The organism is Shewanella sp. YLB-07, assembly GCF_009377275.1.
In genome coordinates this window covers 118,006-130,621 of the sequence record NZ_VOQB01000019.1, presented here as the reverse complement: position 1 = coordinate 130,621, position 12,616 = coordinate 118,006, and the positions used below count along the sequence as shown (strand labels likewise).

At 45.4% G+C, this 12,616-nt stretch carries 13 protein-coding genes; 5 read left to right on the top strand and 8 right to left on the bottom strand.

Going from position 1 to position 12,616, the window contains the following annotated elements:
• The first annotated feature begins 348 nt into the window (after positions 1-348).
• Complete coding sequence (locus FS373_RS28525; RefSeq protein ID WP_144044331.1) at positions 349-903, top strand: gamma carbonic anhydrase family protein; 555 nt, start codon at positions 349-351, stop codon at positions 901-903.
• Positions 904-956: 53 nt separating this feature from the next.
• On the opposite strand, the gene FS373_RS28520 is transcribed toward FS373_RS28525, so the two are convergent.
• The 5 genes from FS373_RS28520 to FS373_RS28500 form a co-directional block, all read right to left on the bottom strand.
• Positions 957-1,220: a DUF1488 domain-containing protein gene (locus FS373_RS28520; RefSeq protein ID WP_144044330.1), complete on the bottom strand. Its 264-nt coding sequence runs from the start codon at positions 1,218-1,220 to the stop codon at positions 957-959.
• Complete coding sequence (gene aroE, locus FS373_RS28515; protein ID WP_144044329.1) at positions 1,217-2,041, bottom strand: shikimate dehydrogenase; 825 nt, start codon at positions 2,039-2,041, stop codon at positions 1,217-1,219. Before aroE ends, FS373_RS28520 begins: the two co-directional genes overlap by 4 nt.
• A 225-nt stretch (positions 2,042-2,266) precedes the next feature.
• Positions 2,267-3,187, bottom strand: a complete 921-nt coding sequence (hemF, locus tag FS373_RS28510; protein ID WP_144044328.1) for an oxygen-dependent coproporphyrinogen oxidase — start codon at positions 3,185-3,187, stop codon at positions 2,267-2,269.
• 90 nt (positions 3,188-3,277) lie between these two features.
• Positions 3,278-3,835 carry an L-threonylcarbamoyladenylate synthase gene (locus tag FS373_RS28505; RefSeq protein WP_144044327.1) on the bottom strand — a complete coding sequence of 186 codons (558 nt, stop codon included), beginning with the start codon at positions 3,833-3,835 and terminating at the stop codon, positions 3,278-3,280.
• Between the two features lie 175 nt (positions 3,836-4,010).
• Positions 4,011-4,574 carry a type I DNA topoisomerase gene (locus FS373_RS28500; protein ID WP_144044326.1) on the bottom strand — a complete coding sequence of 188 codons (564 nt, stop codon included), beginning with the start codon at positions 4,572-4,574 and terminating at the stop codon, positions 4,011-4,013.
• A gap of 140 nt (positions 4,575-4,714) precedes the next feature.
• Here FS373_RS28500 and FS373_RS28495 point away from each other — a divergent pair, with 140 nt between their 5' ends.
• A complete protein-coding gene (locus FS373_RS28495; protein WP_185976927.1) occupies positions 4,715-6,487 on the top strand; it encodes a collagenase in 1,773 nt (590 codons plus the stop codon).
• Between the two features lie 396 nt (positions 6,488-6,883).
• On the opposite strand, the gene FS373_RS28490 is transcribed toward FS373_RS28495, so the two are convergent.
• The 3 genes from FS373_RS28490 to FS373_RS28480 form a co-directional block, all read right to left on the bottom strand.
• Positions 6,884-7,357, bottom strand: a complete 474-nt coding sequence (locus FS373_RS28490) for a DUF494 family protein (RefSeq protein ID WP_144044324.1) — start codon at positions 7,355-7,357, stop codon at positions 6,884-6,886.
• Between the two features lie 2 nt (positions 7,358-7,359).
• Positions 7,360-8,379 (bottom strand): DNA-processing protein DprA, encoded by a 1,020-nt coding sequence (dprA, locus tag FS373_RS28485; RefSeq protein WP_144044323.1) that lies wholly within the window; start codon positions 8,377-8,379, stop codon positions 7,360-7,362.
• A 196-nt stretch (positions 8,380-8,575) separates the two neighbouring features.
• On the bottom strand, positions 8,576-9,676 hold the full coding sequence (locus tag FS373_RS28480; protein ID WP_144044322.1) for a LysM peptidoglycan-binding domain-containing protein: 1,101 nt from the start codon (positions 9,674-9,676) through the stop codon (positions 8,576-8,578).
• Positions 9,677-9,857: 181 nt separating this feature from the next.
• On the opposite strand from FS373_RS28480, the gene def reads away from it, so the two are divergent.
• The 3 genes from def to rsmB are packed head-to-tail and all read left to right on the top strand — an operon-like array spanning position 9,858 to position 12,614.
• The gene (gene def / locus FS373_RS28475; protein ID WP_144044321.1) at positions 9,858-10,370 is read left to right on the top strand and encodes a peptide deformylase; all 513 of its coding nucleotides are present in this window, start codon (positions 9,858-9,860) and stop codon (positions 10,368-10,370) included.
• Positions 10,371-10,377: 7 nt separating this feature from the next.
• The gene (gene fmt, locus FS373_RS28470) at positions 10,378-11,337 is read left to right on the top strand and encodes a methionyl-tRNA formyltransferase (protein ID WP_152831163.1); all 960 of its coding nucleotides are present in this window, start codon (positions 10,378-10,380) and stop codon (positions 11,335-11,337) included.
• Complete coding sequence (rsmB, locus tag FS373_RS28465; RefSeq protein WP_144044319.1) at positions 11,337-12,614, top strand: 16S rRNA (cytosine(967)-C(5))-methyltransferase RsmB; 1,278 nt, start codon at positions 11,337-11,339, stop codon at positions 12,612-12,614. The genes fmt and rsmB overlap by 1 nt, the downstream gene beginning before the upstream one ends.
• Positions 12,615-12,616 lie beyond the last annotated feature (2 nt).

Sequence of the window (12,616 nt, the reverse complement as noted above, 5' to 3'; positions counted from 1 at the left end):
TAGCACCGCCGTTAGACGCTAGGTCGCTGGCTTTTACTTACTTCCCAAGGCGTTCCGCCTTGGCTAGGGATGCGTATTCTACACTTCCCGTTGTTGGCGTCAAGGGCTTTTAAAAATTTAACTTTTAACCGCTTACTTATTGCCCTGACTGGGTTTCAGCTTCGTTTAAGAAGACTGGTTTGCCGTGTCAGTGGATGCGCATTATAGGGATGTCAGCCCAGAGCACAAGGGCTAATAGTGAGTTAATTCGCTTTTCTTATTCGTTTGAAGGTTATTTAGCCTGACCTCCTACTTTTTAAGCATTATAATGCCGGTATTACGCTTCAAACCTATATTTAAGGAGTTTCAGTGCCTGTTTCATTAAGAGCCTATAAAGGGGTAAGTCCTCAATTCGATGATTCTGTATACCTGGATGATGCCTGTGTACTCGTTGGCGACATATTTTTAGATACTGATTCTAGTATTTGGCCTTTAGTTGCCGCTCGCGGTGATGTGAACCACATGAGAATTGGCAAAAGGACTAATGTACAAGACGGGGCCATTCTTCATGTCACACGCAAGTCTCCCTCTAATCCTGACGGCCACCCTCTATTAATAGGCGATGACGTCACCATAGGACATAAGGCTATGCTCCATGGTTGCACAGTTGGCAATCGTATCTTAGTTGGCATGGGAGCCATTATCCTGGACGGTGCAATATTAGAAGATGATGTGATCTTAGGAGCTGGTTCATTAGTTCCTCCAGGGAAGGTACTAAAGAGTGGCCACTTATATGTAGGTAGTCCGGCAAAACAGATCCGAGCCCTGACCGAAGCAGAACTTAAGTTTCTACCTCAGTCAGCCGATAATTATGTTCGACTCAAGAATGAATATTTAGATGAAGAGATAGTCACTCCAGTCTAGTTCAAAACAGGCCTTCAGTTATCTATGCCCGGCCTTTAACAATGTGTAGGGGATTAGCGCCAACTCACAGCCCCATCCTCATCGAACATCTCCTGTTCGATGAGCTCTTCAACGTGATCTTCTATATCGAAACGACATGCTTCGAAGGCAGCGAGCACTTCGGCTTCCCCCGTCAACTCCTCACCATGTAGCTTAGTTAATCTTGATAGGCTTATTCGGCATTGTATATTAGCTCCCTGAGCCTGGGCCGGAAAAATAACCAGCTGCTTAGTGTCATCCCAATCTTGTAAGTCCGGAAATAAAACACTCTGATTCATTCTGCATCCAACTTGACTCTTAATGCATATAAAGCTGTTGTCACCTTGGGCCTAACACCACGCCATAATTCAAAACTCTTAGCAGCCTGCCCTACTAACATTCCTAAGCCATCGACCACCTTATTCGCTCCCAAGGATGAGGCCCAAGAATTGAACGAAGTCATCTGCTTGCTATACATCATGTCGTAGCACTTTGTTTCTGCATCTATGACTGACTCGGGTATCTGTGGAACATCACCGGATAAGCTTGAAGAAGTAGAATTAATGATTATATCGAATGAAGCTGTCAATTCATTAGTCGCTATGGCGCTGATGTTTCCGTATTCAGCGAACAGCTCGGTTAGCACTTCTGCCTTCTCATGAGTTCTGTTATGGATACAGAGCTCAGTGATCTTGGCATTTAACAGAGGCAGAATGCAGCCTCTTGCCGCCCCACCAGCCCCCAAGAGCAGCACTCGCTTTCCTACTAAACTACCAAAGTTACTTTGAAGATCGGCGACCAGACCTAAACCATCGGTATTGTCACCACGAACATGACCGTTCTCTAATAAGGTTAAGGTATTAACCGCTCCCGCCAGCTGAGCTAATTCACTCAACTCATCACATAATTTAAATGCCTGCTCTTTAAAGGGTACGGTAACATTGGCTCCCTTACCTTTATTAAGCCAAAACTCCGACAAGCTCTTTTCGAAACCATTGATAGGAGCCAGCAAGGCTTCATACTCCAATACTTGCTCCGTCTCTTCGGCAAATAAGCCATGTATAAATGGAGATTTACTGTGTGCTATCGGGTTTCCAAAAACGGCGTATCTGTCAGTCATCGTTTATCTCCAAAGTCGGATGCAATCTGATTAAACCATAGGGAAGCTACTTATCAGGCTATCAGCGTATTAGCCGACAACATTCGTAACCAATCACCTTAAATATGGCTAATTGGTTACGCTTAATTAACTATTTACTTATTCAAACCCAGATTGTCGGGAATGTGGCATCGACATATGCTTCAGTTAATGCCTGTACCACCAGCTATTCAATCAAGCATAACTCTACTTATCCAAACCCAACCAGTCTCTCGGTTTCAGAAAGTCTGTATAAAGCAAAGCTTCAGGAGATCCAGCTTCTGGTGTGTACATATACTCCCAACGGACCAAAGGCGGCATCGACATCAAGATTGACTCAGTCCTGCCACCAGTTTGCAATCCGAACAAGGTACCTCTGTCATACACGAGATTAAATTCGACATAGCGCCCACGACGGTAAAGTTGGAAGTCGCGTTCCTTCTCACCATATTCAGTATCTTTACGGCGCTTAACGATTGGGGCATAGGCGGTTAAGAAGCCAGTACCAACTGCTTGCATAAATTCGAAGCTAGTATCGAAACCTTCTTGGTTAAGATCATCGAAAAAGAGCCCACCGACACCGCGAGTCTCATCTCTATGGGGCAAATAGAAGTATTCATCACACCACTTCTTATACTTAGGGTAAACCTCATCACCGAATGGGTCACAGAAAGACTTGGAATGTTGGTGCCATTCAATGACATCTTGCTCGAATGGGTAATAAGGAGTCAGATCGAATCCCCCGCCAAACCACCAAACCGGATCGGCTCCCTCTTTAGATGCAATGAAGAAACGCACGTTCGCATGTGTCGTAGGGATATAGGGATTATTAGGATGAATGACCAATGACACCCCCATAGCCTCGAAGCTACGGCCAGCAAGCTCCGGACGATGGGCAGTTGCTGAAGCAGGCATTGAAGCGCCTGTTACATGGGAAAAATTAACGCCGGCTTGCTCGAATACGGCACCTTTGGTTAGTACCCGACTCGTGCCACCGCCACCTTCTTCACGCTCCCAGGAATCAGCCTTAAACTCTCCCTTGCCATCAAGCTGTTCCAGGCCTTCACAGATTTGCTGCTGCAGGGCGAGTAAAAATGATTTTACTGTACTGATGTCAGGTACAGACATATAGATTCCTTTTCTTTTATATTTATAAGCTGGCACATTTATAGAGTCTTCTACCTAAGTAGCTTTATCGAACTACTTTTATTTAAGTGCTTAGCGTAAGACCTTGCCGCTGAGGGCGTCGATAATCGTCGAAGGGCTAGCCTCTAAGCCTAATTCTCCAGTGGCAACGCCTGCTATCACGCCTTCAAATTGTGCGGTCACTTCATCCAAACTCATTGCCGGCTCTTGTCCGGTAATATTTGCACTGGTAGACACCAGAGGTTTACCCAGCTTATTACAGATAGCTTGTATTCCAGGATGAGCGGAGACCCTAACCGCCAATGAATTAAAGCTGCCACAGAGCAGCTTAGAAATATCGTATCTTATAGGCATAATAAAAGTGAAAGGGCCCGGCCATTTGGAAAACACTGACTCAAGCTGTTTACTCGTCAACTGAGTGTCATCGAGGTAGGGCGCGAGCTGAGAATAATCGCTGGCGACTAAGATCAATCCCTTCTGCCAAGGACGCTGCTTCAAGCCGAGTAACTTCGCTATCGCTACATCATTATCAGGATCACAGCCTAAGCCATACACAGCCTCGGTTGGATAGGCGATCACGCCTCCATTTTCAATCACCTCAGAAATTTCTGATGGGTCTAACTGCAACATGTATCGTTACCTTCAATCAAATTCAATAATTTAGCCATAAAAGAACTCACCGCCCCATCACTCGGGAGAGCTCGATCGGGAAGATTATACAGAGATTGTGAAGACGAATACATGAATAGAAATTATAGCCGAACAAATCTATTAATCAGACCAACAAGCCTGATAACAAGGATATTTAGACTGCTCTTTTATACTTGCATGTCTTCTTCGGACACTCTAAACGAGACCCTGCGGCACCTTTCCTCTCTATCAGGATGCCGAAACCACACTCGGGGCAAGCTTCGGCTACGGGTCGATAGTTCACTAAAAACTTACACTTAGGGTAACTACTGCAGGCATAAAAACTTTTCCCGAACCGACTAGTTCTCTGCTCTATTTTCCCAGTTTTACAACTTGGGCAAGCTATCTGATCTTCAGGCTCTTCCTGATCATGCTTTTCAATGTGCTTACAATCCGGGTAATTTGTACAACCAATAAAAATGCCAAATCGTCCAGACTTTACCGCCAGTTCATGACCACACTCGGGGCACTCTGAACCTGGGATAACTTGAGTCTCAATTGACTCATGTTGCACTAGTGGCCGGGTGTAATCACATACAGGATAACTATTACACCCAATGAACCCGCCATGTTTACTATGCCGAACCGATAGTTCACTGCCACACTTAGGGCAGAGTTCATACTCTTTCTCTAAAGCATGCTCATGGGAACTAAACAGTTGATCATCAATTTTAGACATGGGTTTCTCGGCTGAATCAGGTATTTGCCATTTTACCAAGCAAAGCCAAAACAGGGAAATGTCTTAGGAGATTAAATAGCACTAGGTTTATACAAACAACGTGAGTATATTGTATGCAAAAATACAATAGGATGAATCTTATGTTGCGCAAGTCAATTTTGGCTCTTGCGATAGCTCTCCCTGCTCTTGTAGGACTATCGGCCTGTAGTACCTCACCTCAAATCATCACAGACACGAGTTTATTACAGGAAATTACTCAAGCCTCAAACGAAAGTCTATTCGATGCCAGTAGCCCATTGCTTACTCAAGGTGCCTTCGAACAAGTCGTTTTCAGGTTAAATAATACAGCCAACTTATCTGAAGCCAACAGCCTACTCTACTATTTAAGAGCCTTTAGTTACTTCGGCCCAATAGATGATTTAGATGATAATAGCTTTGCATTGCTAACATCAGGGTTAAACAGCTTAGCTTCTACAGATGTTTTTGTTTCATCTGCCCGCCTGCAAGAGCAATTTGCCGTCACCCTGTATCGCTACTACGCCAACAACGAACAGGCGAGTGCATTAGCAAGATTAACCCCACTTCTCGATAATCAATTCATTCAACTTGCTGAGAGTGCCAGCGATCAAGAACATGATTACGCCCTATGGGAGACGCTTCGGGCTTACGGCTTGCTGCTCAATGTCGCAAGAAAAGACAGTGATGGTGAGCTTAATAAGGCACTACTTGATTTGGGATTAGATAAAACCTTATTGGCATTTGCTGGCTCAGATAACAGCATACGCAAGGATAAAGACTGGCCTAAGCGCAATGCTTACTGGGCACTAGGCCTATATCGTTTAGCGCTACCAGCCAGTGAAGATGCTAACGCCACGCAAGATGAAGCAGCTTTAGATAAGGCCGTAGCCGATATAGCGAGGCAAGATATCAGCGTCAGAGGCGATGCGGCAAAGGATGCCTACACCTTAGGCTATCACGTCAACTCATTTGCGGGATTAGAAGAGTGTGAGAAAAACAGTGATAGCTGCCGTATCCCTGAGCAGAGCGAAATACTGCCTATTGAACATCATTGCTCAGACAGCCTATTTATTCTTGCACAGGATTTGAACGAGCAGGAACTGGCCATCAGCTGTACTAAGCTCACCTCTCAGGAATCTAATTTCCACACTTTACTAGAAACCAGAGAGCAGCCAACGGCTAACGATTTTAATGATGCCCTCAGAGTCATCGCCTTCAAGAATTGGAGTCAATATAACGCTTACGGCCAGTTGTTATTCGATATCAGCACGGATAATGGTGGTATGTATATAGAAGGCACACCATCTAAGCCTGGCAACCAGGCAACTTTCTTCGCCTATCGTCAGTTCTGGATCCAACCTGAATTCGCCATCTGGAATCTCAATCACGAATATGTGCACTACCTGGACGGACACTTCATCAAGTATGGCGGTTTCGGTCATTTCCCGGAGAAGATGGTGTGGTGGTCAGAGGGCTTAGCCGAATACATCTCTAAGGGTAATGACAACGCCAAAACCTTAAGAATAGTGAAGAAGAAAATCGATGAGGCGCCGAGTCTGGAAGAGATCTTCGCCACCGAATATAAAGACGGTCTGGAGCGAACTTATAGCTGGAGCTATATGGCAATTCGATTCTTGGCCGAGAACTACCACGAAGACTTCGTTCAGCTGAGCCAATATCTTAAAACAGATTACTTCGAGGGCTATAACGAGCTACTTGCAGAATTAACTCAGCATCAAGATGAATTTAGCCGCTGGCTAGCGGAGCGAGCCGAGCAGTTTGATGATAGTGAAGATCAAGCTAAGCCTAGGCTGCACAAACAAAACCGCTACAGCTATCGTGATTACTTAGCCCCAGTGCACCTGATAAAGGATGATGCTCACAGGCATTATTAATCAATGAATATTGGAACCTAAGCTCATTTATGGGCTTAGGTCTAAGTGACACAGACCGAGAAATTTCGAGATTATGGAGCACATTTACGGCCAGACACAACCCCCCTCTAACGCTGTCCCTGCGCTCGGGAGCTAATGTGGATAAATAGTCTTATGAACCAAAGAGGTTCATGTATAAAGTCTATTTATTTCCATCCCTGGCAAATAGACATAAGTGTTCTGACCGCCACGGATGGTGGAAATGCCGATAAATGCCAAGAACATTTACGTCCGGACACAAATCCCCTCTAACGCTATCCCTGCGCTCGGGGATAAATACTTCCATGTATAAAAAAGGAGGCCTAGCCTCCTTTCTTTTTGTCACATGAAGTGAAGAGATAATTAGTGCTGATATAATTAGGAATGCAATCGACCATCAGGCTGCTCGAAGATAAGATCTTCCATTTTTTCATAAGCAGACTCATTACCTGGCGCATTAAATAACACCATAAGCACTACCCACTTGAGATCTTCCAATATTAACATCGGCTCATCGAGTTCCATGACACGGTCTATGACCATTTCACGTGTTATAACGCTTAGTACTTTTATCTGCTCTAGAAATAGAAGAAAACCTCTACACTCGACATCTAGCTTATCCATCTCATTCTGAGTATAAATTCTGAATGAGTGTTGAGCATGATCACACAGGTAAGGTGTATCTCCTTCCTGTAGCTCAGCTAAATGTTCAAGCCAAGAGATGGCTTTAATTATCTCGGACTGGTGAAAACCAGCACGGGTGAGCTCTTGTGTAAGCTCATCTTCATCCACTAAAAACTCTACTTCACTGTGAACATAGTTTTCAAATAGATACATGAGGATATCAAACATGGCTAGCTCCTCTTTAGTCTTATATAACCACCGGGTACTACAGCGACCCAACCTTGTAATTCAAGTTCAAGCATTTGCTCTAATACTAAATCTATGGCCTTTCCACTATGCTCAACCACATCATCTATTGTTGTGGTCTCATATCCTACACTAGCTAACAGTGAGGCAAATGGCAAATCTACGGCCTTAACCTCCTCTATATGGTGACGCCTTCTCAGTTCTTCAAGGTGAAAATCCGATAAAGCCGTAACTTCTTCTATTATATCGGCCACATTCTCTACAAGCTTTGCCCCATCTTTGAGAAGGTCATGGCAACCTTGACTCTGACCTGCCAGAATATTGCCAGGAACCGCGAACACTTCACGCCCCTGATCCAATGCCAGCTTAGCGGTAATCAGTGAACCGCTTTTTCTGCAGGCTTCTACCACTAAGGTACCTAGAGATAGACCGCTGATTATCCTGTTACGTTTCGGAAAATTACCAGCGAAAGGTTTAGTGCCAGGCCAAAACTCACTGACTATGGCTCCATGGTACTGAATTTTTTCATAAATAGTCCTGTGTCTGCGAGGATAGATCACATCGGTTCCCGTCCCCAAAACTGCCAAGGTTCTTCCGTCATTATCGATACATGCTTGGTGAGCAGAGCCGTCGATGCCCACGGCCATACCACTCACTACAGCAAAACCTAAACCTGTTATCTCAGAAGCCAACCGATAGGCTATCTGCAGTCCTGTTTGTGACGCGGCTCTGCTACCGACAATCGCAATACCAGGAAACTTCAACGCATGGAGCTCTCCTTTGACAAATATAATCGTTGGCGGATCGATTATCTGCTTGAGCAGATAAGGGTAGTCGGGATCGTCTAAGGTCAATATATAATGATTATCGGCAGCTTGTTGCCATGACAAGGCTGACTCTACTCGAGAAAAGTCAGGAATGAGTGAACGCTTGAGTAAACTCTCTGGTAGAGGAAGAGCGTCGGGTTCATGCTCTAACATCTGTCTGAGTTCCTCTACATCCATGTAGTTGAGCAGTTGTTGAGTCCGGGCGGGTCCTAACCCGGATACAGCACTAACAACCAGCCAGTCGACCAGTTTATCGGTAATTCCTTCACCTCAATATTTGTAATGAGCACCTTCAACAGATAATCCTTCACCTGCAATCAGTTTATTTATCCAATTCTAAGCTTTATTCACTACTATTTTATTCGCTGACAGTTTATTCACTGATAAGGAGTGCATCGGGTTTTACTAGCTTATCTTCGACTCTAACGGACCTCTCATTAACCATGATGAGTCCCATGCTGGTCTTGTCGAACACCTTGAACACCATCAACTTGCCTCGATAGATATCCGGCATCTTGATAGAGTTAGCGGAAGAGACACTCGACAACATATTCTCGTATGTACTTCGCTCTGTCGGTATTACAGGCTGACCATCACCATTAATCACTATATCTAGGCCATCTCTATAGATAGAGAAGACATGACCGGTTTCGACACCGTCCTCGCTGCCTTTATCTATATAAACAACATCGAGTTTACCCATCTCACGAAGATTCTTCTCAGAGGCTAGCACGGATGCAGGAGATGAAAGCTCGGCGGCTCTAGGCATAAAGTAAGCGGACATTAATGAGTCTTCTTCGATTGGCAGCACTCGGTTGCCTGCAACTGTTTCACGAAAATTACTCAGTAACTTAACTTTAGAAATCGAACCAGATTCGATGACACGACCACTGGCGGTTAATATCGCTTCGACACCAAGATCATCCCCATCCTTGCTGACAAAATCGCGACCTTGCTCATAGACACCGAATTTATCACCTAAGGTCAGCTCGGCTTGAATATAAATCACATCGCCAACAATATGATGCTTGGATTCACTCTCACCGCCTAACACCATAGGCTGAGTTTCAAACCAGTCACCATCTACTACCCTGTTCTGAATCAGATATGGTCTGATTAACGCAAGATCAATGGCTGGAATGGCTCCACCTTTAGGCATGATTCTGCCTGCAGGTGACTTACGAATATGAGGTTTAACGACCAGTCTAGGTTCACCGTCAATAAAGACTAAGGTCAGCCTGTCACCAGGATAGATGAGGTGGGGGTTGGCTATTTGAGGGTTGGCCCCCCAAAGCTTAGGCCAGCGCCAAGGATCTTTAAGGAAGTGTGCAGAGATATCCCAAAGGGTATCTCCCTTCTCCACCACATAGGAGTCGGGGTGCCCTGATTTCAATGTCAGAGTATCTGCGAACACAAAAGAGCAATTTAATAAAATTAAACCGAGTAAAATTAATCGTTTCATCGGGGTTCCCACGCTGTTTGTTCTCTATATAACAAACTCTTCCTTGCAGGAAGCACTCGAAAGATAAAACTAGTTTGGTGATATAGAGAGCTTTTGCTGTTATTGATTGCCACTAAGGATTAAAATTGACCCATTAGCTAAAGTCAGTATAACCAACTGATAAAGATTTGACAGACTTGTTAAGAGTTTAAGTATGAGTTTACTAAAAGTTTTACGTTTTCCCGATGAAAGATTACGCACGTTTGCAAAGCCTGTTACAGAGTTTAACACTGGCCTGCAAACTCAAATCGATAATATGTTCGAAACCATGTACGAAGAGAAGGGGATTGGCCTAGCTGCAACTCAGGTCGATTACCATAGACAATTGATTATCATGGATCTTCAAGATGAAGAAGAAAGACCAAAGGTCTTCATAAATTTGGAAATTGTTGCCAGCAGTGGCCACTTTTCCAATGAAGAAGGCTGTCTTTCAGTACCAGGGATCTATGCCGACATTGAGCGTGCCGAACATGTCACCATCAAGGCTCAGGATCGAGATGGTCATGAGTTCACTCTCGAAGCCGATGGCTTATTCGCCATCTGTTTACAGCACGAACTGGACCACCTTAAAGGCAAGTTATTTGTCGATTACCTGTCGCCCTTAAAGCGTCAGCGCATCAAGCAAAAGCTGGAAAAAGCCGCACGACTAGAAGCAAAACAGGGATAGCATTATCTTGAAACCATTAAATATCGTTTTTGCCGGTACTCCGGACTTCGCAGCTCGCCACCTTCAAGCACTGATAGACTCTGAACATAATGTTATTTGTGTCTATTCTCAACCAGATCGCCCCGCTGGAAGAGGCAAAAAATTACAAGCGAGTCCGGTAAAAACCTTGGCGTTAGAGCATGACATTCCTGTTTACCAGCCTAAATCCTTACGTGATGAAGCAGCTCAGCAGGAACTAAGCGGCTTAAATGCCGACCTTATGGTTGTCGTCGCCTACGGTCTAATCTTGCCACAAGTTGTTTTGGATACCCCCAAACTAGGTTGTATCAATGTCCATGGCTCAATCCTTCCCCGCTGGCGCGGCGCGGCACCGATACAAAGAGCACTCTGGGCCGGCGATAAAGAAACTGGTATCACCATAATGCAGATGGACTTAGGTCTGGATACCGGTGATATGCTTCTCAAGACTCAGCTTACTATCGAAGATGATGACACCTCAGGGAGCCTCTATGACAAATTGGCACAACAAGGACCGGATGCACTTATTCAAGCATTAGCTGGTCTGACAAATGGTGAACTCAAGGCCGAGAAACAAGATGAAACTCTGGCGAACTACGCCAAGAAGCTAAGTAAAGAAGAAGCTGAGCTGGATTGGGATAAATCGGCACTGCAGCTTTGGCGCGAAATACGCGCCTTTAATCCTTGGCCTATTAGCCACTTCAGTCACAATGATGCCAGTATCAAGATCAGACAGGCTAAGGTGAGTGAATCTATTAGCGATGCACCGGCAGGCACTATCATCTCAGCCGATAAGAACGGCATAGAGATAGCGACAGGTGAAGGGGTACTGAGTCTGCAGAACATGCAGTTACCGGGTAAGAAGCCACTGAGTGTCGGCGACATTCTTAATTCTCGCGGTGATTGGTTTACTCCAGGCACACGCTTAAAAAACAAAGAGGCTAGCTAATGAACTTGCGCGCACTGGCGGCAAAAGTCGCATTTCAGGTGCTTGAGAAAGGTACCTCGTTATCCGTCGCCCTTCCCGATCAACAGAAACACCTAGAAAGTGGCAAAGATAAGGCCCTACTTGCAGAGCTTAGCTATGGCGTGATGCGCCACCTGCCCCAGCTTGATAAGTTGGTCAGCGACTGCATGAGCAAACCATTGAAAGGCAAGCAGAGAATCGTTCACCAACTGCTGCTTATAGGTTGCTATCAACTCTACTTTACCCGAATTCCCAGCCATGCTGCGATTTCAGAAACTGCTGAAGCCTGCAGACAGCTTAAGTTTGAAGGCTTGGTTAAAGTAGTTAATGGTGTACTGCGTAACATTCAACGCCAAGAAAAGCCGCTGCCGACAGATAACGATACCTTAGCCTTCAACACCCCAGCCTGGATTGTTAAGCGCCTTAAAGCCGCTTACCCTGAAAATTGGCAAGAGGTTATCGAGCAGAGCCACCAGCGTCCGCCAATGTGGCTGCGCAATAATAAGTTGTCACAGACTCGGGATGAGTATCTTGCCACCTTAGCCGAAATAGAGATCCCGGCTTCTGCTGGCAAGAGCAGCGATGCTATCTTACTCGAGAGCCCGAGAGATGTAACACAGCTGCCAGGCTTCGAACAAGGTGCCGCTTCGGTTCAGGATGGTGCGGCTCAGTGGGCTGCCACGCTACTGGCCCCTAAAGATGGTGAGCTGGTACTCGATGCTTGTGCAGCGCCAGGGGGCAAGACTTGCCATCTATTAGAGCTGGCAAATATTCAGCTGGTCGCCGTCGATTTCGATGAGAAACGTCTCGAGCGTGTGCAACAGAATCTGGATCGCCTATCACTCGAGGCCAAGCTAGTTCATGGAGATGCTGCCGATATTGATTCCTGGTGGCAAGGTGACAAGTTCGATCGTATCTTACTCGACGCCCCCTGTTCGGCAACGGGTGTAATACGTCGCCATCCGGATATCAAGTGGCTAAGAAAACAAGCCGATATTGATGAGCTAGCCTCACTACAGAGTAAAATTTTAGATCATTGCTGGCAGTGGCTTAAGCCAGGTGGCACACTCCTGTATGCAACCTGCTCGATTCTCCCACAAGAGAATGAACAGCAAATCCGCTCATTCTTAGCAAGAGCCGATGACGCCACTCTAGTTCCTATCAGTGAACAGCCAAATTCCGACGATATCGGCTGGCAAATTACCCCGGGAACAGAGAATATGGACGGATTCTATTACGCTCGCCTAGTAAAGGGATAAAG